The sequence below is a fragment of the Buttiauxella sp. S19-1 genome, from assembly GCF_022134725.1.
GTDB classification, from domain to species: Bacteria; Pseudomonadota; Gammaproteobacteria; order Enterobacterales; family Enterobacteriaceae; genus Buttiauxella; species Buttiauxella ferragutiae.
Genome location: NZ_JAHWLU010000075.1, coordinates 1 through 24,396 on the forward strand (window position 1 = coordinate 1; position 24,396 = coordinate 24,396).

Below are 24,396 nucleotides of genomic sequence, written 5' to 3' on the forward strand. Positions count from 1 at the left end.
TCATACCACCGAGCGTGACGATAAACGGCGGCAGACGCAGACGCGTGACGCCAAGGCCATGCAGAAAACCGATAAACGTGCCGATCGCGAGGCAAATCCCCAGCCCCAGCAACCAGCTAAAACCACCCCATGCGTCGGCATCCACGGTGGTAAAGTTGTCGCCTTTAATCACATAAGCGGCAGTCATGGCGCACACCGCCAGAATCGACCCCACCGAGAGATCGATACCCGCCGTGAGGATCACAAAGGTCATGCCGACGGCAATGATCCCGTAGATCGACACTTCGGTCAGGATGTTGAAAATATTACGTTCGCTAAGGAAGTTGCTGTTTTGCAACTGGAAGAACACCAGCAGCAGAATCATAAATATCAGCACACCAAAGCGTTCAAAGAAGGCAATCGGATCAAAGCGCGATGCGCCCTTCGCCGGAGCCTGAGTTTTGGAAATCATCTGTGTCATGGGCTCCCCCGTTATGCGGCGTTTAAAGCGTGGTGGTTGATAGCCATCAGGGTCATCAGCCGTTCTTCGTTAGCGTCGTCACCGTGTAATTCGCCGGTCACCCGCCCTTCGCTGAGGGTGATGATCCGGTCGGAAACCGCAAGGATTTCAGGTAAGTCTGAGGAGATAACAATCACCGCGACGCCTTGTTTAGCCATATCAAACAGCACCTGGTGGACTTCAGATTTAGTGCCGACGTCGATACCGCGCGTCGGTTCATCGACAATCAGCACTTTTGGGTTGAGCGCCATGCAGCGCGCCAGAATCACTTTTTGCTGATTGCCGCCGGACAACTTGCGCACTTCCTGTTCGGCGTTGACCATCTTGATTTGCAGCGCCTTTTGGTAGGCTTCAATCAGCGCATCTTCTTTGCGCGGGCTGACGAAATAGCGCCAGGTCAGCAGCGAGGACAGGCTTGATAGCGTGAGGTTTTCGCGAATCGATAACCCCAGCACCGCGCCCTCTTTTTTGCGGTCTTCCGGTACCAGGGCAATGCCACACTCCAGCGCGTACATTGGGTTTTGCGGCTGGTAAGGTTTGCCGTCTAACTCGAAAGTTCCCTGGGTGAATTTGTCCGCACCGAACAGGCAACGCGCCACCTCGGTACGGCCTGCACCCACCAGCCCGGCAATCCCCAGAACTTCGCCACTGTGCACGTGAAAACTGATGTCTTTAAGCGCGATGCCGTGCGGATCAAGCGGCGGTTTCTCACGGCTTAACCCCTTCACGGACAGGCGAATGGGTTTATCTTCATGATGGGTCAGGCTCGAGTCACGGCGGTCAAACACCACATCGCGCCCCACCATCAGACGAATAATTTGTTCAACACTGGTGCCTGCGACTTCGCCGGAGCCGGTGTAGCGCCCGTCCTGGAACACGGTAAAACGGTCGCAAAGCTGGAAAACTTCATGCAGGCGGTGGGTGACGTAAATAATGCTGACGCCGCGGCCTTTTAGTTCGCGCACCACGCGGTGCAGGCTTTCGACTTCACTGTCACTCAGCGCCGCCGAAGGTTCGTCCATAATGATCAGTTTGGCGTTAAGGGTTAACGCACGGGCAATTTCCACCATCTGTTGCTGGGCGACGCTCAGGCGCGCCACCGCTGTGGTCGGTGCCACGTTGAGTTGCAGATAATCAAGAATCACCTGCGCTTCCTGGTTTACCGCTTTGGCATCGACGATTAAATTGCGACGGCGTGGTTCGCGCCCAAGAAACATATTTTCCGCCACCGTCATATTCGGCAGCAGGTTAAACTCCTGATAAATCGTGATAATGCCTTTTTGCTGACGGGCCACCGGCGACTCGTCCACCGCCAGCGTTTCACCGTTAAACCAGATTTCACCTCGAGTTTGCGGCTGTGCGCCCGCCAGTGCCTTCAACAGCGTGGATTTACCCGCGCCATTTTCGCCGAGCAGCGCATGGATTTCCCCCTGCCCGACGGTGAGCTGTGCATTGCTCAGCGCCCAAACGCCGGAAAAGCTTTTCGCCAGTTCGCTGACTTTCAATAAGGATTGCGACATCAGACTGCTCCTCTTTCCGCAGGTATCCTTTAGATTTCAAGCTGCAGCACGGCGGCAACTGAGCGCATCCCCAGGAACATAGCGAACTATGTGACTGTGGTGCGGGAAGGCAGCCAACACAGCTGCAGCTTGAAAGATGACGGATACTATTTGCCGGCTTCGCCGATACGTTCAGCTTTATCGAGATTCTCTTTGGTGATCATGGTTGGTGCGTAATCGGCACCGGTGATCTCTTTTTTCTCGCGGATGTTGGCAACCAGTTGGCTCATTGCGGTGGTCACCGCGTAGCCCGGACGCTGATCGGCGGTGACTTGCAGCCAACCATCGCGCACACGCGCCAGCGCTTCTGGCACCGCATCAAAACCGGTGACCATGATTTCGCCCGGTTTCACGCCTTGTTCCTGAAGGGCTTCGATGGCACCCAGCGCCATATCGTCGTTAGCAGAAAGAATGACTTGTGGTTTTTTCGGCAGTGACGGCAGCACGCTTTCTACAATGCGCATCCCTTCGGAACGCATCCAGTTACCGGTCTGATCGGCGACGATTTTGTATTTATCGCCACCGGCTTTCAGGCTGTCGCGAATGCCTTTGGTACGTTCAATGTTGGAAGAAGAACCTGGCTGGCCGGTCAGCAGAATAATCTCCGCGCCATTGGGGAATTTCGACTTCACGTAGTCAGCCACCGCCTGGCCGCCTTTATAGTTATTGGCACCAAAGTGCGGCACTTTTTTCTCGGTGGTGACCGTACGGTCGAGCGTGACGACAGGAAGTTTGGCATCCTGAATTTCACTGACTGCGCTGGAGACCGCGTTAACGTCGTTGGGTGAAACGATAAACCCCTGAGCGCCGCGCGTAATGGCGTTTTCAAGATCGGCCACTTGTTTAGGTGAGCTGCCCTGGCTGTCCAGCACCTGTAACTGCACGCCCATTTCTTTAGCGGCTTTTACCGCAGTGCGCTGCATATGCACTTCAAACGGCATCGCCAGGTTTGGCGTACTAAAGACAATTTGCTCGTTTTCGGCGAAAGCCGGAGCGGTAGCGAGTGCGATGAGGGCAGCAAGAATAATTTTTTTCATTGTTATCTCTCTTTGTGTGTAGGGTTCGGGAGTTACAACGCTATTTCACGCTGGCAACGCAGGGATTCCAGTGCCTTGTCGGCCAGATACAGCGCGCGTTCACCGTCGTCACCGCTGCACTCTGGCTTCGCTTCACCACGTAAAATGGCGACAAAATGCAGCCACTCTGCGGCATAAGCCTCTTTGTATCGTTGCAGGAAGAAGTGCTCAGGCAGTGCGCTGTTGCAGCCGTTGGCACCGAAATGCTGCACCTGGTTTTCCAGAATGTTGCCCGCGCATAACAAGCCGTTTGAACCGTGCAATTCCAGGCGCTGATCGTAGCCATAAGCCGAACGGCGGCTATTGACGATGGTGGCAAGCGCGCCGGATGCGTACTTCAGCACGATGAAAGCGGTGTCAATGTCACCCGCTTCGCCAATCGCCGGGTCAACCAGATTGCTGCCCTGGGCATAAATCGCCACTGGCTCTTCACCCATGATGAAACGCGCCATGTCGAAATCGTGGATGGTCATATCGCGGAACATACCACCGGAAACGCGCACGTATTCCGCAGGCGGTGGCGACGGGTCGCGGGAAATAATCATCAGCGATTCAGGTTTGCCAATCAGCCCTTGCTGGGCCTGGGTTTTGACGCGACGAAACTGAGGATCAAAGCGGCGGTTAAAACCGATGAATAGCGGCACATCGCGTTCTTTGACCACTTTCAGGCAGTCACGCACGCGGGCCAAATCGAGGTGGACAGGTTTTTCACAGAAGATGGCTTTGCCGTGGAAAGCGGCAAGTTCAATTAAATCGGCGTGCGTGTCAGTGGCGGAGGCAATCAGCACCGCGTGGACGTTTGGGTCGGCCATCGCTTCGCTTACGCTCTGCTGGCGAGCCTGATACAGCGTGGCAATGCGGCTGGCGTTTTCCTGGTTCGGATCAACAACTGACCAAAGGGTGGTCTCTTTGTGGGCTGCAATATTGGCGGCGTGGATCTGGCCGATGCGACCTGCGCCCAGTAAGGCAATGTTAAACATAGCGGCTCCCGATATTGGCATAGCTTTAGAGTCAAGTACCGGGGTGACCCCGGCAATGCGTACAGTTGATTTAACGACCCTTTAAATAAAACATTTATTTCATTTTAATGAATAGTGAAAATTCTATTTTTGAGTCAGGGTTAACATTTTGTCTATTTTATGGGTCTGATTTGTTATCAAAGTCACAACATCGCACAATATTGCATCACTTAAGGGAGAGGGTTTCAGCTTGATTGCAGGGAGTGGAGCAGAAAAGGAGCAAAACGTGGCAAAAAATGAAATGAACATTCCGCTTACAATACCAGCGGAATGTTCAAGGGTGAGGATTGAGATTAATACTGACGGGCGCGTTTAAGCATCGCTAACGTTTTGGCGGCAGCATCCGTCACTGAGCCAGAAGATGCCGTTTGCGCATCGCCTGTACGCCACCAGGCTTCGTAATCATGAGTCATGGTTTTTGGCAGCACTTTGATGTCCAGTAGTGTCGGACCTGGATGCAAAGCTGAAGCTTCCAGCGCGGCCAGCAAACTTTGTTCGTCGTTGACTCGCCAGGCGCGGCAGCCGTAACTTTCGGCATTCTTCGCAAAATCGACTTTAACCAGCGGCCCGTCAAGTTGCCCGGTTTCGGGGTTACGCCTGCGGTTCTCTGTGCCGAAACTACCCATTCCATGACCCATTTGCAGGTTGTTGATACAGCCGAATCCTGCGTTATCAAACAGCAAGATGGTGATTTTGATGCCTTCCTGTACCGCGGTTTGTAGTTCCGAATGCAGCATCAAATACGAGCCGTCCCCAACCATGGCGTACACCGGCTGCTTCGGTTTCGCAAGCTTCGCCCCGACTGCGGCGGCAATCTCGTAACCCATGCAGGAGTAGCCGTATTCCAGGTGGTAGCTATCCGCTGTTTTGACCTGCCACAGACGCTGTAAATCGCCAGGCAATGAACCTGCTGCACCAACGACTATCGCGTTTTCCTCGATGTGCTGGTTAACCAGACCGAGTACGCGCGTTTGTGTCAGACATGTTCCGAGAACCTCGCTGTATTCGGCAAGCTGCGCATCCAGATGCCCGGAGACTTCCGGCTTGTCATGCGGCTGCCAGCGCCGTGTCCATAACCGCTGGCACTCTTCATGCCACGCGGCTTTGGCTTTAACAGGCTCATCGCGCCATGCCGACTGATAATCCAGCGTGCGTAGCCCGACGGTTAAACGCTCCAGCCCGACTTGTGCATCCGCCACCAGCGGCGTGGCATCCAGTTTCAGAGCATCAAACTCGGCCACATTTAGCAGCAAGAATTCGACGTCAGGATGGCAAAACAGCGATTTTGAGCCGGTGGTGAAATCGGTCAAACGTGTACCGACGCCAATCACTAAATCTGCCTGCGCTGCCAGTTGGTTAGCCGCCAGACCACCGGTGACGCCCACCCCACCGAGGTTAAGTGGGTGTTCACTGACAATCGCTCCTTTGCCTGCCTGCGTTTCGACAAACGGCAACTGAACGCTGTCGATAAACTGGTTAAATACCGCGTGAGCCCCCGAATAGCGCACACCGCCACCGCAGATAACCAACGGGCGGCGTTTGCGGGTAATCAGTTCGAGCGCGGCTTGCAGGCGAGTTTCATCCGGTGGACGACGTTCAATAAGATGAACCCGTCGCGCGAAGAAACTTTCCGGATAATCCCAGACTTCGCCCTGCACATCTTGCGGCAGGCAGATGGTGACCGCACCGGTTTCCGCCGGATGAGTGAGCACTCGCATCGCGCTTAACATCGCACTCATCAATTGCTCAGGGCGATTGATCCGATCCCAGTAGCGAGACACCGGACGGAAGCAGTCATTGGTACTCAGGCTCAGGTCATGGAACTGTTCTATTTGTTGCAATACCGGATCGGGCTGGCGGCTGGCGTAAATATCCCCCGGCAGCAACAGCAACGGAATACGGTTGGCGGTAGCGGTGGCCGCTGCGGTCACCATATTCGCAGCCCCTGGCCCGACCGATGAAGTCACCGCATAGATTCGCCTGCGACAATGTTGTTTCGCAAAGCCGGTGGCAATATGCGCCATGCCTTGTTCGTTACAACCCTGATGGACTTTCAGATGGCCTGGGTTTTCTTCCAGTGCCTGACCTATCCCCAGCACGTTGCCGTGCCCGAAGATGGTCATCACCCCAGCAACAAACGGCGTTTCTTCACCATCAATGTTGACGTATTGCTGGTTCAAAAACCTGACCAGGGCCTGCGCCATGGTCATGCGTTGTGTCGTCATGCTTCCCCCTGTTAGCCCAGCGTCGGCATAGAAAACGCAGCGCCTTGCTGATGGCTGGTTTCAGGCCAGCGAGCCGTGATGGTTTTCATGCGGGTGTAGAAACGAATGCCATCACTGCCGTGAACATTCAGCGGCCCGAAAATCGAACGCTTCCAGCCACCAAAGCTGTGGAATGCCATCGGTACCGGAATCGGCACGTTAACGCCGACCATACCCACCTGCACCTCTTCACAGAAGCGGCGCGCCGTGCCGCCATCGCCGGTGAAAATCGCCGTGCCGTTGCCGTACTCATGATGATTAATCAGGTCGATGGCGCTGCGGTAATCCGCGGCACGCACCACACACAGCACCGGGCCAAAGATTTCTTCTTTATAGATAGTCATTTCTGGGGTGACATTGTCGAACAACGTCGGCCCAACGAAATATCCACCTTCGTTGCCTGCAAGCTTCAGACCGCGCCCATCGACACGCAACGTCGCCCCTTGTGATTCGCCACTATCAATGTAGCCAAGCACTTTGGCGCGGTGCGGCGCTGAAATCAGCGGACCCATTTCGTTTTCTGGCCCTGATGTCAGCCCAGGCCCAACCCGCAGCTTAGCGATTTGTTGCTCAAGCCTTACGCAGAGATCGTCTGCGGTTTGGTCGCCCACCGCGACGACCACGGAGAGTGCCATACAGCGTTCACCCGCCGCACCGTAAGCCGCGCCCATAATCGCGTTTGTTGCCATTTCCATGTCCGCATCAGGCATCAGGATGCAGTGGTTTTTCGCCCCACCCAATGCCTGGCAACGCTTGCCGTGAGCGGAAGCCGTCTGGTAGATATATTCAGCAATCGGCGTCGAACCAACAAAACTCACCGCCTGCACGCGCGGGTCGGTCAGCAGGACATCTACCGCTTCTTTATCACCTTGCACCACATTGAATACGCCGTCCGGCAGGCCAGCCTCTTTGAGCAATTGCGCCAGGCGTAACGCTAACGACGGGTCTTTTTCAGAAGGTTTGAGCACGAAGGTATTGCCGGTCGCCAGGGCAATAGGGAACATCCACATCGGCACCATCGCCGGGAAGTTGAAAGGGGTGATGCCCGCACAGACGCCGAGCGGTTGCATCAGCGAGTGGCTATCGACACCGGTGCCGACGTTTGCCGAGTGCTCACCTTTTTGCAGATGTGGAATACCACAGGCGAACTCCACCACCTCAAGGCCACGGGTCAATTCGCCCACCGCATCGGAATAAACTTTGCCGTGTTCTTCGCTGATAAGCTTCGCCAGGCTGTCCATATGCTGTTCAAGCAGGCTTTTAAAACGGAACATGACACGCGCACGTTTCAGCGGAGCCTGTCGCGCCCAACCGGCAAATGCCTGTTGGGCGGCAGCGATCGCCTGTTCGGTCTGTTGCGCGGTGCTCATTGCCACCTGGCGGATTTGTGCGCCAGTGGCCGGGTTGAAGATCGCCTGAACGCGTGAGCTGTTGCCCATGACGCATTCACCGTGAATGAAATTCGCTACCGTCTCCATCTGTACCCTCTCACATTTATGGTCGATTCCTGAACACTGTATATGAAATAAACATTCCATTTAATGGTTAAATAAAACAAATGTTGATTATTGTGATCAGAAATCAGTTTTTGTGTTAAGCGCAGCGGCGGGGGAACGGGATAGAGACTACTATGATTTCATATCGGATCTGTTTTGGTATATTTGTTTCATTTTCACCGTTGCTGGGGTTAAATATGTTTCAGCAACCATTTCTTTGAGGAAGGTAATTTGACCACCGCGACCAACCTGAGCGAGTTACAGCAGCAGATTCGCGACCGCTACGACAGCCTGAGTAAACGGTTGCAGCAAGTTTCCCGTTACGTGCTGGATAACACCAACAGCGTGGCGTTTGATACCGTAGCCGCCATTGCCGAACGCGCAGAAGTGCCGCCCTCAACGCTGATCCGCTTTGCCAATGCTTTTGATTTCAGCGGCTTCAACGAAATGAAACAGCTGTTTCGCATGAATCTGGTGGAGGAAACCGCCAGCTATACCGACCGCGCACGGTTGTTCCGCGAAATGGAAAGCGAGGCGGTGCCTGAAACGCCACTCGATATTTTGCAGGAGTTTGCCCGTTCCAATGCACAAGCTTTGCAGCAACTGGCCGCACGCACTGAGCCGGAAATGTTACAGCGAGCGGTGACTTTGCTGGCAGAAGCAGAAACAATTTATATCGTCGGCCTGCGCCGTTCGTTTAGCGTGGCAGCGTATCTAAGTTATGCGCTGAGCCACCTGGAGTGCCGCCCGATTCTGCTCGACGGTCTCGGCGGGATGCTGCGTGAGCAAGTGAATCGAGTGAAAGCGAAGGATGTGGTGGTGCTGATTAGCTTCTCGCCGTATGCCCAGGAAACGTTGATGGTCAGTGAAAAAGCGGCAAGCACTGGCGCACGGCAAATCGTGATTACGGACAGCCAGATTAGCCCGCTGGCCACGTTCAGCGATTTGTGTTTTGTGGTTAAAGAAGCGCAAGTTGATGCTTTCCGCTCCCAGTCTGCCACGCTGTGTCTGGTGCAATCGTTGATGGTGGCGCTGGCCTATTATCAGGGAACGCCGCACAGTAGTTTATCGCCCGAAGCTTAGCCCCATGAAACCATGGGGCTGGTGACAATTTAAGGTTCGAAAGGTCTGCGGCCAAACTGGTTGTGTCCGCATTTCGGGCAGACGGGCAGCACGTCCGGGGTGTAAACGGCAAGGTGGAAGTGACAGTTCTCGCAAACCAAATTGCCAAGCCCAACCACTTCACCGCTGTGATAGACACCGTGATGGTTGAGATCCTGAAAGACTTCGCGCCACTCAAGCTGCGTTTTGTCAGTGATGTCAGCCAGTTCCTGCCAGAGACTTTCTTTAATGACGCGCATGAAAACGCTGTCGGTAAATTCGTCCTGGCTTTCGTTGTAGCTGCGGGCAAACTCTTCCAGATCACGCCGCACTGCACGCGTCACTTCATCAACTTCGGTACGCGTTAGCTCCCCAGTTTCGTTCATGCGTTTACGCGCGCTGGCGACCAGTTCGTCTATATCGCGCTCGCCATTACGTAACCGTTCGGTGAGCGAGGCCACCAGTTCACGGTAAAATTGAGCAACCTTGTTCATCGTCTGCTTACCTCCTTGAAGAGATTCCTGCATTCAGTGTCGGCTAACCTGCTCTAATAGTAGACGTTAATCGGCTATCACTTTGTTAGTTTGCCCACAAGCAAGGTAAAAAAGTGCAAATGAGAAATGCAGACTCCAGCTTTCTAAAGGCTGTTTTGCGGCACTCTTATCGGCTATGCTATGCCGATCTGAAATTAATAGTTAAAGCTACAACCTGTAGCTGTCTTTCATCACAGGACCACTGGCTGCCATGCAAGAGCAATATCGCCCGGAAGAGATAGAATCCAACGTACAGCTTCACTGGCAAGAGAAGCGTACTTTTGAAGTAACCGAAGACGAAGGCAAAGAGAAGTATTACTGCCTCTCGATGCTACCCTATCCTTCTGGCCGACTACACATGGGCCACGTTCGTAACTACACCATCGGTGACGTTATCGCGCGCTACCAGCGCATGCTGGGCAAAAACGTGCTGCAGCCAATCGGCTGGGATGCGTTCGGTTTGCCTGCTGAAGGGGCGGCGGTAAAGAATAACACCGCGCCTGCACCGTGGACTTACGACAACATCAATTACATGAAGAACCAGCTCAAAACGCTGGGCTTTGGCTATGACTGGAGCCGCGAGCTGGCGACCTGTACCCCGGAATATTACCGTTGGGAACAGCAGTTCTTCACTCAGCTGTATAACAAAGGCCTGGTTTACAAAAAAACCTCCGCGGTTAACTGGTGCCCGAATGACCAGACTGTGCTGGCAAACGAACAGGTTATCGACGGTTGCTGCTGGCGCTGTGACTCCAAAGTTGAGCGCAAAGAAATCCCACAGTGGTTTATCAAAATCACCGCTTACGCAGATGAGTTGTTAAACGATCTGGATACGCTGGACCATTGGCCTGATCAGGTCAAAACCATGCAGCGTAACTGGATTGGCCGTTCTGAAGGCGTTGAGATTACTTTCGACGTTGAAAACAGCGCTGAGAAACTGACGGTTTACACCACCCGCCCGGACACCTTTATGGGTGTGACTTACCTGGCAGTTGCTGCTGGCCACCCTATCGCACAACAAGCGGCAGTGAACAACCCTGAACTGGCTGCATTCGTCGATGAATGCCGTAACACCAAAGTTGCCGAAGCTGAAATGGCAACCATGGAAAAGAAAGGCGTTGCCACTGGCGTGAACGCCATTCACCCACTGACTGGCGAAGCTGTTCCAGTTTGGGTAGCAAACTTTGTCCTGATGGAATACGGCACCGGTGCGGTGATGGCGGTTCCTGGCCACGACCAGCGCGACTGGGAATTTGCGACGAAATACGGTTTGCAAATCAAACCTGTGATTCTCAATGCCGATGGTAGCGAACCTGATTTATCAGCCGCCGCGATGACCGAAAAAGGCGCACTGTTCAATTCAGGCGAGTTCGACGGCCTGGACTTCCAGAATGCGTTCAACGCCATTGCCGACAAACTGGCAGCGAAAGGCGTGGGCGAACGTAAAATTAACTATCGTCTGCGCGACTGGGGTGTTTCCCGTCAGCGTTACTGGGGTGCACCAATTCCAATGGTGACTCTGGAAGACGGCACGGTCATGCCAACGCCAGAAGATCAACTGCCGGTTATTCTGCCAGAAGATGTCGTCATGGACGGTATCACCAGTCCAATTAAAGCCGATCCTGAGTGGGCTAAAACCACTGTTGATGGCAAACCAGCGCTGCGTGAAACCGACACCTTCGATACCTTTATGGAATCGTCCTGGTACTACGCGCGTTACACCAGCCCGCAGTACGACAAAGGGATGCTGGACTCCAAAGCTGCCAACTACTGGCTGCCGGTAGATATCTATATTGGTGGCATCGAACACGCCATCATGCACCTGCTGTACTTCCGCTTCTTCCACAAACTGATGCGTGACGCAGGCATGGTGACCTCTAACGAGCCAGCCAAACAGCTGCTGTGTCAGGGCATGGTTCTGGCAGACGCGTTCTATTACACCGGCGTTAACGGTGAGCGTAACTGGGTTTCCCCAGCGGATGCGATTGTCGAGCGTGACGAGAAAGGCCGTATTATCAAAGCCTGCGACGCACAGGGCAATGAACTGGTCTATGCTGGCATGAGCAAAATGTCGAAGTCGAAAAACAACGGCATCGACCCGCAAGTGATGGTTCAACGCTACGGCGCAGATACCGTTCGTTTGTTTATGATGTTTGCGTCCCCGGCTGATATGACGCTGGAATGGCAAGAGTCTGGCGTTGAAGGGGCAAACCGCTTCCTGAAACGTGTCTGGAGACTGGCCTACGAGCACACCAGCCGTGGTGCGGCACCTGCACTTGATATTGCCGCGCTGAACGAAGATCAAAAAGCATTACGCCGTGATGTTCACAAAACCATCGCGAAAGTGACCGATGATATTGGTCGTCGTCAGACCTTTAACACCGCGATTGCTGCCATCATGGAATTGATGAACAAACTGGCAAAAGCACCGCAGGATAGCGAGCAAGACCGCGCTCTGCTGAACGAAGCGCTGTTGGCAGTGGTTCGTATGCTGTATCCGTTCACCCCGCACGTTTGCTTCGATATGTGGCAGTCATTGGGCGGTGAAGGTGATATCGACAACGCGCCATGGCCACAGGCTGATGAGTCAGCGATGGTTGAGGATTCGCTGTTGGTCGTGGTGCAGGTGAACGGTAAAGTTCGCGGCAAAATCACTGTTCCAGCTGATGCGACGCAAGAACAAGTGCAAGAACGCGCAGGTCAGGAACATCTGGTTGCGAAATATCTTGAGGGTGTGACCGTGCGTAAAGTGATTTACGTGCCGGGCAAACTGCTCAATTTGGTTGTGGGCTAAGCGCAGGAGGAACCGTGCGACATCCCTTTGTCAGCTTGTTAGTTATGTTGGCGGTGCTTGTCACCGCCGGGTGTGGTTTTCACCTGCGTGGCAGCACGCAGGTTCCGGATCAGATGAAAACGATGATCCTGAACTCAAGCGATCCCAACGGCCCACTGACACGTGAGATCCGCTCTCAGTTGCGTCTTAACGGCGTCACGCTTGTGGATGATACCGGAACGGGTGTTCGCAAGGATATTCCTTCCCTGCGTATACTGGGAAGCACGCTTGGCCAGGATACCGCATCCATCTTCCAGGATGGGCGTACCGCGGAATATCAAATGGTGATGACGGTTTCGGCACAAGTGCTGATTCCAGGCCACGATATCTATCCGATTAGCGCCAGAGTGTATAAATCATTCTTTGATAACCCACTGAGTGCTTTGGCAAAAGATGCCGAGCAAGAATTGCTTACCAAAGAAATGTACACCACAGCGGCACAACAGCTGATTCGTAAGCTGATGACGGTACAAGTCGAGGACGTTGCTGAGACTAAAGCTGCCGAGAAACCGGTGACGAGCACGACACCAGCGGCATCAACAAGCCGTACGTCGACCACGCTTTCGGCCGCTCCTGGTAGCAAATGATTCGGTTGTACCCTGAACAACTCCGCGCGCAGCTCAATGAAGGGCTGCGCGCGGCGTATCTGTTACTCGGAAACGATCCGCTGTTACTTCAGGAAAGCCAGGATGCGATTCGCCAGACGGCGAGTACCCAGGGCTTTGAAGAACATCATACCGTGCAGATTGATGCCAGCACTGACTGGCAAGATCTGTTCTCAATTTGCCAGGCGCTAAGCCTGTTCGCCAGCCGCCAGACTCTGCTGTTGTTGTTACCAGAAAATGGGCCGAACGCGGCGATTAACGCGCAGTTCGAAACGTTGGTGTCCTTGCTGCACGACGATATTCTGCTGCTGGTGCGTGGCAACAAGTTAACCAAGGCTCAGGAAAATGCTTCGTGGCTGGCGAAACTGGCCGACCGCAGCGTGACTGTGACCTGCCAGACGCCTGAACAGGCTCAACTTCCACGCTGGGTTTCTCAACGTGCGAAACAGATGAACCTCCAGCTTGATGACGCGGCCAATCAATTACTGTGTTATTGCTACGAAGGCAACCTGTTGGCGCTTTCGCAGGCGCTGGAGCGTTTGTCGCTGATATGGCCAGATGGAAAGCTTACGCTGCCACGGGTCGAGCAAGCGGTGAATGATGCCGCACACTTCACCCCTTTCCATTGGGTTGATGCGATTTTGGCAGGCAAAAGTAAACGCGCGCTGCATATCCTTCAGCAGTTAAGGCTGGAGGCCAGCGAGCCGGTGATTTTACTGCGTACGCTGCAACGCGAATTACTGCAACTGGTTAACCTGAAACGCCAGTCGGTAAGCACTCCGCTACGCACTTTATTTGACCAGCAACGCGTGTGGCAAAACCGTCGCGCACTGGTCACTGAAGCGCTTAATCGCTTATCGGCGGACCAGCTTTATCAGGCGGTGCGTCTGCTTTGCCAGGTAGAACTGACGCTAAAGCAAGATTATGGACAATCGGTGTGGGCTGAGCTGGAAGGGCTTTCTCTGCTGTTATGTCATAAAGCTCTGGTGGAAATTTTCACTCATGGCTAACAGCGTTTCGCGTTTAACTGCCCTGTATGGCGGGACATTCGACCCTATCCATTACGGGCATTTAAAACCGGTCGAAGCGTTGGCAAAACAGGTGGCACTGCAACAAGTCACTATCATGCCCAACAACGTGCCTCCCCATCGCCCCCAACCGCTGGCGAACAGCCAACAACGTAAAGCTATGGTCGAGCTCGCCATTGCGGGAAAACCACTATTTCGTCTGGATGACCGCGAACTGCAACGTGAAACCCCGTCGTACACGGTTGAAACACTGGAACAGTTGCGTGCAGAGATTGGCGCGAAGCAACCTCTGGCATTTATCGTGGGCCAGGATTCGTTGCTGAACCTACAACGCTGGCACCGTTGGGAAACATTGCTGACGTTATGCCATCTGCTGGTTTGCCAGCGCCCCGGGTATGCTCTGTCGATGGATACGCCAGAAGAACAGCAGTGGCTTGATAAGCATCAAACCACTTCGGTTGAAGAACTTCACAGCCTGCCTGCGGGGAGAATTTACCTCGCACCAACGCCACTGTACGACATCTCCGCCACCGCCATTCGCCAGCGTTTAGAGCAACACTTGGCTTGCGATGATCTGCTCCCACCTGCCGTGGCTGAATTTATTCGCCAGCACCAGCTTTATTGCTAAGCACGCGCCGCAACGCATCCAGTAATCTGTCGTTATCCGCCGGGCTTTTGATCGCCACGCGATAATAACGCGCATCAAGCCCCGGGTAGTTTGCACAATGGCGAATCAAGATGTTCTCTTTCAACAACGCCTTTTGTAACTCCAGATCCGCAATGTCACAGCGCAGGAAAATATAGTTCGCGCGCGGCGGCCAAACCGTTATTCCTGGCAATGCGTTCAGAGTATTAAAAAGTCGGGGTTGTTCGGTGTTCAGCCAACGATAACTCGCCTCGATATAAGCGCTATCGTTAAGAATAATCTCGCCCGCCAGCGCAGCAAACGCGTTTATCGTCCAGGGTTCCCGGTGTTCGCGAATGCCCCCAACGGTGGCTGTATCTGCGCTGACCAAATAACCCAGGCGCAGTCCGGCAATAGCAAAAAATTTGGTCAGGGAGCGCAAAACATAAATATTGGGGAAACTCGAAAGCTCAGGGATCAAGCCCGGCTCAGTGGGGATAAAATCGAGAAAAGCTTCATCGACGATGAAAGCAATATTGTTTTCGCGGCAACGCTGCGCAACCGCTAATAACAAAGATCTCTTGAGCAAAAGCCCTGTCGGGTTATTTGGAGTACACAAAAACAGGCAATCCAGCTCAGGGGTTAAAGCTTGCAATAATGATTCATCAGGTTGCCAGCCTTGTGCTTCGGACAAGTGGAAATCCGTTATTTCGCAGCCAATACGGGTTAATGCACGACGATATTCAGCAAAGCCAGGCGTCAGTAATAAAGCCTTTTGTGGGGCAAGTTGCTGAACCAGATTAAAGATCAGTTCTGTTTCGCCATTCCCCGCCAACACCCACTCCTGCGGGACTTGATGATGTTTTGCCAGCGCCTGGTGTAACACACGGTATTCAACATCAGGGTAGCGTTCTGCCAACGCCAGGTTTGCAACGATTGCGCGCTTTAATGAATCCGGCATGCCGAGCGGATTAATATTGGCACTAAAATCGATCAGCAACTCTGCATCCACGCCCATCACCGCTGCCGCTTCAATAATATTGCCACCATGCTGGCTACTGAACGCCATAATTCCCCCAATAACTGACTTCGTCACATGAGGCACAATGATACACTTATGCCAGTGTAGCCACAGCCAACGTTTAGGTGAGGAACAGATGAAATTATGGTTAGTTCGCCATGGGCAATCCCAGGCCAATGTAGACGGGTTGTACAGCGGTATTTCTGAAACGCCCCTCACCGAACACGGCGTAAAGCAGGCGCAAGCCATTGGGGATTTACTCAATCAAGTCGCGTTTGAGAAAGTGCTTTGCAGTGAACTGGGGCGTGCCCAACACACGATGCAGCTCATTGTTCAGCAACGCAACATTCCGGTAGTGACTGAGCCGCGTCTTAATGAGATGAATTTTGGTGACTGGGAAATGCAGCATCACCGTGATTTGCAACGCATGGATTCGGAAAACTATGCGGCCTGGTGTAATGACTGGCAGAACGTGGTGCCGAAGAATGGCGAAGGTTTCCAGCTTTTTTCTCAGCGCGTCAGTGAGTTTGCAGCGACGCTCTCCTCACAGCCTAAAGAAAAGAATATTCTGATTGTTAGCCATCAAGGTGTGTTGAGTTTACTGATTTCCACCCTCCTCAATATGCCTCCCGCCTCGATGTGGCATTTCGTTATTGAACAAGGTGCATGGAGCTGCGTTGAAATTCGCGATGGCTTCACCACGCTGAGAACCCTTAATAATCGCGCGATTTACAGTCCGGCATCGTAAGTTGTCTGCGTTACAGTTATCGTCAACCATTGACACTACAGTCCAGGCTGTTATGCTCCGCTGCCATAATTTCCTGCCCGCAAGCATGACTTTCCAAAATAGTTTTACAAAAATGGCGATGCAAACCAGGTCACTCGGTGGGATGATACCCCGCTTTGAGCGCCGCATTGCTGATTTGCCAGTAAGACAGTCCCAGCCAATGGGTTAAATGCGGGCGACATCGAACACACTCTACTTTTCCCAGGGGGAACACTTGCAGGGTAAAGAATTTCAAGATTTCATCGTCGATAAAATTGACGACCTCAAAGGCCAGGACATCGTTGCTTTGGATGTTCAGGGTAAATCAAGCATCACTGACTGCATGATTATCTGTACCGGCACCTCTAACCGTCACGTTATGTCTATCGCTGAACACGTTGTTGAATCATCCCGTAAAGCCGGTTTTGATGCGCTGGGTGTGAAAGGCATTAACGCGACTGACTGGGTAGTTGTTGATCTTGGCGAAGTTATCGTCCATGTGATGCAAGAAGAAAGCCGTCAACTGTACGAACTGGAAAAGCTCTGGGGTTAATGCGTGAAGCTGCAACTAGTCGCAGTCGGCACTAAAATGCCTGACTGGGTACAAACCGGCTTTACCGAGTACCTGCGTCGTTTCCCAAAGGATATGCCTTTTGAACTGGTAGAAATCCCTGCGGGAAAACGCAGCAAAAATGCCGATATCAAACGCATTCTCGAAAAAGAAGGCGAAATGATGTTAGCAGCGGCCGGCAAGGGCAACCGAATTGTCACGCTGGATATCCCGGGGCAACCATGGGATACGCCGCACCTTGCCGTGCAGCTTGAACGCTGGAAACAGGATGGTCGAGATGTCAGCCTGCTGATTGGCGGACCGGAAGGCCTCGCCCCTGCGTGCAAAGCTGCCGCAGAGCAAAGCTGGTCGCTGTCGAATCTGACTATGCCCCACCCTTTAGTGCGAGTTCTGGTGGCAGAAAGCCTGTACCGCGCGTGGAGCATCACGACAAACCATCCTTATCACCGTGAGTAAATATCGTCAGGTAGAACAAAGCTGCGGATGAAATTACAGAATTCTTTTCGTGACTATACAGCTGAGTCTGCGCTTTTTGTGCGCCGGGCGCTGGTCGCGTTTCTTGGTATTTTGGTGTTAAGCGGTGTGCTTGTCGCCAACCTTTATAATTTGCAAATCGTCCGTTTCACCGACTACCAAACTCGTTCTAATGAAAACCGCATAAAACTGGTTCCAATCCCTCCTAGCCGCGGCATCATCTATGACCGCAACGGCACCCCACTGGCACTTAACCGCACCATTTATCAGGTTGAAATGATGCCAGAGAAAGTGGATGACGTGCAGGCAACACTGGAGGCTTTACGCTCAGTGGTGGATTTAACCGATGATGATATTGCCAACTTTAAGAAAGAGCGATCGCGCTCGCATCGCTTTACATCAATTCCGGTCAAAACCAACCTCACCGAAGTACAGGTTGCGCGTTTTGCCGTGAATCAGTACCGCTTCCAGGGCGTGGAAGTGAAAGGCTATAAACGCCGCTACTACCCGTACGGCTCAGCGTTGACGCACGTCATTGGCTATGTTTCTAAAATCAACGATAAAGACGTTGAGCGCCTCGATAAAGACGGCAAACTGGCAAACTACGCCTCAACGCATGACATCGGTAAGCTGGGCATCGAACGCTATTACGAAGATGTTCTGCATGGCCAAACTGGTTATGAAGAAGTTGAAGTGAACAACCGTGGCCGTGTGATTCGCCAGCTCAAAGAAGTACCACCGCAGGCCGGGCACGATATTTATCTGACTATCGACCTTAAACTACAGAATTACATTGAAACCTTGCTGGCGGGAAGCCGTGCCGCAGTGGTGGTTACCGACCCGCGCACTGGCGGTATTCTGGCGCTGGTTTCCATGCCAAGTTATAACCCGAACCTGTTTGTCGATGGCATTTCAAGCAAAGACTATTCCGGTTTATTAAATGACCCGAATACACCGCTGATCAATCGCGCCACACAAGGGGTTTACCCTCCTGCTTCTACGGTAAAACCGTATATGGCGGTGTCCGCATTAAGCGCAGGGGTGATCACCCGCAATACTACGTTATTTGACCCAGGCTGGTGGCAGTTGCCAGGTTCTGAAAAACGCTATCGTGACTGGAAAAAATGGGGCCACGGCCGCCTGAATATCACCAAAGCACTGGAAGAATCTGCTGATACCTATTTCTACCAGGTTGCCTATGACATGGGCATCGACCGCATGGGTGAGTGGATGCGCAAGTTTGGTTATGGGCATTACACAGGTATCGATCTGTCTGAAGAACGAGCCGGTAACATGCCAACCCGTGAATGGAAACAGAAGCGGTTTAAGAAACCGTGGTATCAGGGTGACACCATTCCTGTCGGTATCGGCCAGGGTTACTGGACGGCAACGCCAATCCAGATGAGTAAAGCGATGATGATTCTGATTAACGATGGCATCGTCCGCGTACCTCATTTCTTGATGAGCACCGTTGAAAACGGCAAGCAAGTGCCGTGGCAGCAGCCGGTACAACCGCCGGTCGGCGACATCCACTCTGGTTTCTGGGAAATCGCCAAAGACGGGATGTATGGCGTTGCGAACCGTCCTAACGGTACCGCTCATAAATATTTCGCCAATGCCCCGTATAAAGTGGCGGCGAAGTCAGGGACCGCGCAGGTGTTTGGCCTGAAAGCTAACGAAACCTACAATGCGCACAAAATTGCTGAACGCTTACGCGACCATAAATTAATGACGGCGTTTGCGCCTTACGACAATCCAAAAGTTTCCGTCACCATGATTCTGGAAAACGGCGGTGCAGGCCCCGCTGTAGGCACCATCATGCGCCAGATTCTCGACCATATCATGCTCGGGGATGACAACACGGTACTGCCTGATGAAGCACCCGCGCCAGCAGGTGCAGAGGATCAATAACCATGACTGATAATCCAAACAAAAAGTCGTTCTGGGATAAAATCCATATCGATCCGCTCTTCCTGGTGACCATTCTGGCGCTGCTTATTTTTAGTGCGCTGGTTATCTGGAGTGCCAGTGGCCAGGATATGGACATGATGGAGCGTAAAATCGGCCAGATCCTGATGGGACTGGTGGTGATGATCGTGATGGCTCAAATCCCGCCCCGCGTTTACGAGGGCTGGGCTCCGTACTTGTACATCGTCTGTATCATCTTGCTGGTCGCGGTGGATGCGTTTGGGGCAATATCCAAAGGTGCTCAACGCTGGCTAGACCTCGGTGTCGTGCGCTTCCAGCCATCCGAAATAGCCAAAATTGCTGTCCCCTTGATGGTCGCTCGCTTTATCAACCGTGACGTTTGTCCACCTACGCTTAAAAACACCGGTATCGCGCTGATATTAATTTTCATGCCGACGCTGTTGGTTGCTGCTCAGCCCGATCTCGGGACCTCGATTCTGATCGCCGCATCCGGCCTGTTCGTTCTGTTCTTATCGGGTATGAGCTGGAAACTTATCGGTATTGCCGTGCTGTTGGTTGCCGCATTTATTCCAATTTTGTGGTTCTTCCTGATGCACGATTATCAACGCGCTCGCGTAATGATGCTGCTTGATCCGGAAACTGACCCTCTCGGCGCGGGCTATCACATTATTCAGTCTAAAATTGCTATTGGCTCTGGTGGGCTGCGCGGCAAAGGCTGGTTGCACGGAACACAGTCACAGCTTGAATTTTTACCCGAACGCCACACTGACTTTATCTTCGCGGTTCTTGCCGAAGAGTTAGGTCTGGTCGGTGTTTTAGTCTTGCTGGCGCTCTACCTGCTACTCATCATGCGTGGCCTTGTGATCGCCGCTCGCGCGCAAACAACATTTGGCAGAGTTATGGCTGGTGGCCTAATGTTGATTTTATTCGTATATGTGTTTGTTAACATTGGTATGGTTAGTGGTATCTTACCGGTGGTCGGAGTACCTTTGCCGCTGGTGAGTTACGGGGGCTCGGCACTCATTGTTCTGATGGCCGGGTTTGGTATCGTGATGTCGATACATACCCACAGAAAAATGTTATCAAAAAGCGTGTAAGTTGATGAGGTGGGTAATGGTAAAGCGTTGGCTTGGGATCTGTGTAGTGGCTGCATTACTGGCTGGCTGCTCGTCTGATGACGGCGACCAACAGCAAGTGAACCAGCAACCGCAACCCGCGGTGTGTAATGGCCCGGTGGTTGAAATCAGCGGCGCAGACCCGCGTTTCGAACCGTTGAATCCTTCGGTAAACCAGGATTACGAAAATAACGGTAAGAAATACAAAATCGTGCAAAACCCGGCCAACTTCAGCCAGGCCGGTCTTGCTGCCATTTATGACGCAGAACCAGGCAGCAATTTGACTGCATCTGGCGAAACCTTTGATCCCTCAGCGTTGACGGCAGCACACCCGACACTGCCTGTTCCGAGTTATGCGCGAATCACTAACCTCGCAAATGGCCGAATGGTTATTGTGCGCATTAATGACCGTGGCCCATACGGCAATGACCGTGTGATTTCATTGTCTCGCGCCGCAGCTGACCGCCTGAACACCTCGAACAATACTAAAGTCCGTATCGACCCGATTCTGGTGGCGCAAGATGGCACCATGTCAGGCCCGGGTACGGTCTGTACGACCGTTGCCAAACAAACCTATGCCCTACCCGCTCGACCGGATTTAAACACCGGTATGGGGGGAGCAACTTCTGCGCCTGTTGATGCGCCTCAGGGTGACGTTCGCGCCATTAGTAATTCTACATTACAGAGTGAAGATACCACTGGAGCTCCTGTGAGCAACAGTGGTTTTCTCGGCGCGGCAACCCCACTCGCAGCAGGTGTCATTGAAAGCGATCAGCCTGCGCCCGCAGTATCAGTCACACCAGTTCAGCCCGTTACTGTTCAACAAAGCGCACCGGTTACCGCCCCAGGTTCCGTTCAGGGTAGCGCACAGGCTGCTGTTCCTGCTGCCAGCGGCCACTACGTAGTTCAGGTGGGTGCGGTCAGTGACCAGACTCGTGCTAACCAATGGCAGCAAAAACTTAGCCAGCAGTTTGGCGTACCGGGTAAGGTTTCCAGTAATGGGGCGATGTTCCGTGTACAACTTGGGCCATTTAATAGCAAAGGCGAAGCTGCCGCACTGCAACAACGCCTGATGAGCGAAGCCCAACAACAATCTTTCATCACTAACGCACCCGCTATGTAAGTGATTATGTCTGGCATCCGCTGTGCGTCAGTTAGTGTAAATTCCATTAACAAATGATGCGCAAAGACGGATGCCAGCAAAAATCGCTTTTGCTATAGTAAGGCACTTTTTTTATTCCTATCATGGATGTCGTTGTTCTAATCATGAATACAGCCCCTTCTTTTCGTTTTGTTAAACGCCTGGCGCTAACAACTGCCCTCACTCTTTCGGGGATGGCTGTTGCACACGCTGACGACCTGAACATTAAAACCATGATCCCGGGCGTGCCGCAGATTGATGCTGAAGCGTACATCCTGATCGATTACAACTCAGGCAAAGTCCTCGCAGAATCCAATGCTGACGCGCGCCGTGATCCTGCTAGTTTGACCAAAATGATGACCAGCTACGTCATCGGTCAGGCGATGAAAGCCGGTAAATTTAACGAAAGCTCCATTGTGACCGTTGGACAAGATGCATGGGCAACCGGTAACCCGGTATTTAAAGGCTCATCATTGATGTTCCTGAAACCAGGCATGCAAGTTCCCGTTTCCAAACTGATTCGCGGTATCAACCTGCAATCCGGTAACGATGCTTCCGTGGCAATGGCTGATTTCGTGGCGGGTAGCCAGGAATCGTTCGTCGGTCTGATGAACAGCTATGTTTCTGCTCTTGGCCTGAAAAACACCCATTTCGGGACAGTACACGGCCTCGATGCTGAAGGTCAGTACAGCTCTGCGCGTGATATGGCGTTGATCGGCCAGGCACTGATTCGTGACGTACCAAACGAATACGCTATCTACAAAGAAAAAGAGTTCACCTTCAATAATATCCGCCAGACTAACCGTAACGGTTTACTGTGGGATACCAGCCTGCAAGTTGACGGCATCAAAACCGGTCATACTGATGCTGCGGGTTATAATCTGGTCGCTTCTGCCACCGAAGGCCAGATGCGTCTGATTTCGGCAGTGCTCGGTGGGCGCACCTACAAAGGTCGCGAAACAGAAAGCAAGAAACTGCTGACCTGGGGTTTCCGCTTCTTTGAGACAGTTTCTCCATTGAAAGCCGGCAAAGAGTTTGCCTCAGAACCTGCCTGGTTCGGCGATAACGACCGTGCATCGTTAGGGGTTGATAAAGACGTCTATCTGACAATCCCACGTGGCCGTATGAAAGACCTGAAAGCCAGTTATGTGCTGAACACCACCGAACTGCACGCGCCGCTGCAAAAGAACCAGGTTGTCGGAACCATCAATTTCCAACTGGATGGCAAGACTATCGAACAGCGTCCGCTGGTCGTACTTCAGGAAATGCCGGAAGGTAACTTCTTCAGTCGAATCATTGATTACATCAAACTGATGTTCCACCATTGGTTTGGTTAATAATTGAACACTTGAAAGTGTAGAAGTCATCCCCATATACTATGAATCAAAGCAACTCCCGCCCCTGCTGGCGGGAGTTATCATTTTTAATGCCGTAACGCTGGAGCTACCATGAAAACCAATCTGAAAGAATTGCTCGAATTCCCGACTTCATTTACTTACAAAGTAATGGGTCTGGCGAAACCTGAGCTGGTTGATTTGGTCGTTGAGGTGGTGCAGCGCCACGCACCTGGTGACTACACCCCGCAGGTTAAACCGAGCAGCAAAGGTAATTACCATTCTGTCTCGATTACCATTAATGCGACCCACATTGAGCAAGTTGAAACGCTGTACGCAGAACTGGGTAATATTGAAATCGTTCGTATGGTATTGTGATTTGCCACCCGGCCTGCTGGCCGGGTACTGCTTTTCCCGCTGTGATATACTCCCACAACTTTCTAACCTGCCGGAGACGATGTTTTGTCTCAAGATACTATTCAAATCCGCCAACTAGGCCTACAGCCCTACGAGCCTATCTCACAGGCGATGCATGACTTTACCAATACCCGTGATGAAACCACCGCCGATGAAATTTGGCTGGTAGAACACGAGCGCGTATTTACACAAGGCCAGGCAGGGAAAGCGGAACATGTACTGGTTCCCGGAGATATCCCTGTCATCCAAAGTGATCGCGGTGGCCAGGTGACGTATCACGGGCCAGGGCAGCAAGTGATGTATGTGCTGCTTAATTTGAAACGTCGCAAACTGGGCGTGCGGGAACTGGTCACTATCCTTGAGCAAACGGTAGTTAACACACTCGCAGAATTGGGAATAGAAGCCTATCCTCGCGCCGATGCGCCTGGCGTCTATGTTGATGGGCGTAAGATTTGCTCGCTGGGTCTACGCATCCGCAAAGGATGCTCTTTCCACGGGTTAGCATTGAATATTGATATGGATCTGAGTCCTTTTTTACGAATCAATCCATGTGGTTACGCTGGTCTTGAAATGACCCAAGTGAGTTCATTCCGCCCAGTAGCATCACTGGAAGATGTTCAACCATTGCTGATCAATAACTTTATTGCCCTGCTCAATAATCCACCAGTTAAATATCTAACTGTATGATATTAATTATTATGACGACTGCATCTTAAACCGGTGCAGTTTTCACTGTGACATTATTCAGCATCGCTTTACTTTATGATTAGTTTTGTATAACTTCCCCTGACTAAATAACCACCTTACCTTTTATATTCATATGTAAATATATCGACCATTAATATATAACAGCAATCACTTAAGACATTGATTTGGTAAATGTATAATTCCATTTATAATTAATTTTTAATATAGTTCACACCTAATACATCACTGTCATTAATGCATAATTATTTAAATAATATAATCTGAATGGAATTAAGAGTTAGT

Annotated in this window: 22 protein-coding genes; 14 read left to right on the forward strand and 8 right to left on the reverse strand. The window is 52.3% G+C overall.

Features of this window, described 5'->3' with window-relative positions:
• From MES37_RS15990 to MES37_RS16015, 6 genes are all read right to left on the reverse strand, one after another.
• A partial coding sequence (locus tag MES37_RS15990) for an ABC transporter permease (protein WP_237931993.1) occupies positions 1-460 on the reverse strand: 460 nt, incomplete at its 3' end.
• An 11-nt stretch (positions 461-471) separates the two neighbouring features.
• The gene (locus MES37_RS15995) at positions 472-2,019 is read right to left on the reverse strand and encodes a sugar ABC transporter ATP-binding protein (protein WP_064548693.1); all 1,548 of its coding nucleotides are present in this window, start codon (positions 2,017-2,019) and stop codon (positions 472-474) included.
• A 146-nt stretch (positions 2,020-2,165) separates the two neighbouring features.
• Positions 2,166-3,095 carry a substrate-binding domain-containing protein gene (locus MES37_RS16000; RefSeq protein WP_064548695.1) on the reverse strand — a complete coding sequence of 310 codons (930 nt, stop codon included), beginning with the start codon at positions 3,093-3,095 and terminating at the stop codon, positions 2,166-2,168.
• Positions 3,096-3,127: 32 nt separating this feature from the next.
• Positions 3,128-4,114: an inositol 2-dehydrogenase gene (iolG, locus tag MES37_RS16005; RefSeq protein ID WP_064548697.1), complete on the reverse strand. Its 987-nt coding sequence runs from the start codon at positions 4,112-4,114 to the stop codon at positions 3,128-3,130.
• Positions 4,115-4,446: 332 nt separating this feature from the next.
• Positions 4,447-6,378 (reverse strand): 3D-(3,5/4)-trihydroxycyclohexane-1,2-dione acylhydrolase (decyclizing), encoded by a 1,932-nt coding sequence (gene iolD / locus MES37_RS16010; RefSeq protein WP_237931995.1) that lies wholly within the window; start codon positions 6,376-6,378, stop codon positions 4,447-4,449.
• An 11-nt stretch (positions 6,379-6,389) separates the two neighbouring features.
• Complete coding sequence (locus MES37_RS16015) at positions 6,390-7,895, reverse strand: CoA-acylating methylmalonate-semialdehyde dehydrogenase (RefSeq protein WP_064548700.1); 1,506 nt, start codon at positions 7,893-7,895, stop codon at positions 6,390-6,392.
• Positions 7,896-8,144: 249 nt separating this feature from the next.
• On the opposite strand from MES37_RS16015, the gene MES37_RS16020 reads away from it, so the two are divergent.
• Positions 8,145-8,996, forward strand: coding sequence for a MurR/RpiR family transcriptional regulator (locus tag MES37_RS16020; RefSeq protein WP_064548702.1), 852 nt, complete (start codon positions 8,145-8,147; stop codon positions 8,994-8,996).
• A gap of 29 nt (positions 8,997-9,025) precedes the next feature.
• Here the strand turns inward: MES37_RS16020 and MES37_RS16025 are convergent, their stop codons facing one another.
• The gene (locus MES37_RS16025) at positions 9,026-9,508 is read right to left on the reverse strand and encodes a zinc ribbon-containing protein (protein WP_064548705.1); all 483 of its coding nucleotides are present in this window, start codon (positions 9,506-9,508) and stop codon (positions 9,026-9,028) included.
• 250 nt (positions 9,509-9,758) lie between these two features.
• Between MES37_RS16025 and leuS the strand changes: the two genes are divergently transcribed.
• The 4 genes from leuS to nadD are packed head-to-tail and all read left to right on the forward strand — an operon-like array spanning position 9,759 to position 14,641.
• Positions 9,759-12,341: a leucine--tRNA ligase gene (gene leuS / locus MES37_RS16030; RefSeq protein WP_133522408.1), complete on the forward strand. Its 2,583-nt coding sequence runs from the start codon at positions 9,759-9,761 to the stop codon at positions 12,339-12,341.
• A 14-nt stretch (positions 12,342-12,355) separates the two neighbouring features.
• Positions 12,356-12,967, forward strand: coding sequence for an LPS assembly lipoprotein LptE (gene lptE, locus MES37_RS16035; RefSeq protein WP_064548709.1), 612 nt, complete (start codon positions 12,356-12,358; stop codon positions 12,965-12,967).
• Positions 12,964-13,995: a DNA polymerase III subunit delta gene (gene holA / locus MES37_RS16040; RefSeq protein WP_064548710.1), complete on the forward strand. Its 1,032-nt coding sequence runs from the start codon at positions 12,964-12,966 to the stop codon at positions 13,993-13,995. Before lptE ends, holA begins: the two co-directional genes overlap by 4 nt.
• Positions 13,988-14,641, forward strand: coding sequence for a nicotinate-nucleotide adenylyltransferase (gene nadD, locus MES37_RS16045; RefSeq protein WP_232886059.1), 654 nt, complete (start codon positions 13,988-13,990; stop codon positions 14,639-14,641). Before holA ends, nadD begins: the two co-directional genes overlap by 8 nt.
• On the opposite strand, the gene cobD is transcribed toward nadD, so the two are convergent.
• Positions 14,613-15,710, reverse strand: coding sequence for a threonine-phosphate decarboxylase CobD (gene cobD, locus MES37_RS16050; RefSeq protein WP_133522560.1), 1,098 nt, complete (start codon positions 15,708-15,710; stop codon positions 14,613-14,615). The genes nadD and cobD overlap by 29 nt on opposite strands.
• Positions 15,711-15,795: 85 nt before the next feature.
• Here cobD and MES37_RS16055 point away from each other — a divergent pair, with 85 nt between their 5' ends.
• The 9 genes from MES37_RS16055 (at position 15,796) to lipB (ending at position 24,093) form a co-directional block, all read left to right on the forward strand.
• Positions 15,796-16,407, forward strand: a complete 612-nt coding sequence (locus MES37_RS16055) for an adenosylcobalamin/alpha-ribazole phosphatase (protein WP_121815669.1) — start codon at positions 15,796-15,798, stop codon at positions 16,405-16,407.
• Positions 16,408-16,660: 253 nt separating this feature from the next.
• Positions 16,661-16,978: a ribosome silencing factor gene (gene rsfS / locus MES37_RS16060; protein ID WP_034493995.1), complete on the forward strand. Its 318-nt coding sequence runs from the start codon at positions 16,661-16,663 to the stop codon at positions 16,976-16,978.
• A gap of 3 nt (positions 16,979-16,981) precedes the next feature.
• Positions 16,982-17,452: a 23S rRNA (pseudouridine(1915)-N(3))-methyltransferase RlmH gene (rlmH, locus tag MES37_RS16065; protein WP_034456714.1), complete on the forward strand. Its 471-nt coding sequence runs from the start codon at positions 16,982-16,984 to the stop codon at positions 17,450-17,452.
• 27 nt (positions 17,453-17,479) lie between these two features.
• Complete coding sequence (gene mrdA, locus MES37_RS16070) at positions 17,480-19,381, forward strand: peptidoglycan DD-transpeptidase MrdA (RefSeq protein WP_121814119.1); 1,902 nt, start codon at positions 17,480-17,482, stop codon at positions 19,379-19,381.
• 2 nt (positions 19,382-19,383) lie between these two features.
• The gene (gene mrdB / locus MES37_RS16075; protein WP_064548720.1) at positions 19,384-20,496 is read left to right on the forward strand and encodes a peptidoglycan glycosyltransferase MrdB; all 1,113 of its coding nucleotides are present in this window, start codon (positions 19,384-19,386) and stop codon (positions 20,494-20,496) included.
• A gap of 16 nt (positions 20,497-20,512) precedes the next feature.
• Positions 20,513-21,637 (forward strand): endolytic peptidoglycan transglycosylase RlpA, encoded by a 1,125-nt coding sequence (gene rlpA, locus MES37_RS16080; RefSeq protein ID WP_237931997.1) that lies wholly within the window; start codon positions 20,513-20,515, stop codon positions 21,635-21,637.
• 143 nt (positions 21,638-21,780) lie between these two features.
• A complete protein-coding gene (dacA, locus tag MES37_RS16085) occupies positions 21,781-22,992 on the forward strand; it encodes a D-alanyl-D-alanine carboxypeptidase DacA (RefSeq protein WP_064548783.1) in 1,212 nt (403 codons plus the stop codon).
• 111 nt (positions 22,993-23,103) lie between these two features.
• Complete coding sequence (gene ybeD / locus MES37_RS16090) at positions 23,104-23,367, forward strand: DUF493 family protein YbeD (RefSeq protein ID WP_064548724.1); 264 nt, start codon at positions 23,104-23,106, stop codon at positions 23,365-23,367.
• A gap of 84 nt (positions 23,368-23,451) precedes the next feature.
• Positions 23,452-24,093: a lipoyl(octanoyl) transferase LipB gene (gene lipB / locus MES37_RS16095; RefSeq protein WP_133522406.1), complete on the forward strand. Its 642-nt coding sequence runs from the start codon at positions 23,452-23,454 to the stop codon at positions 24,091-24,093.
• Positions 24,094-24,396: the final 303 nt, after the last annotated feature.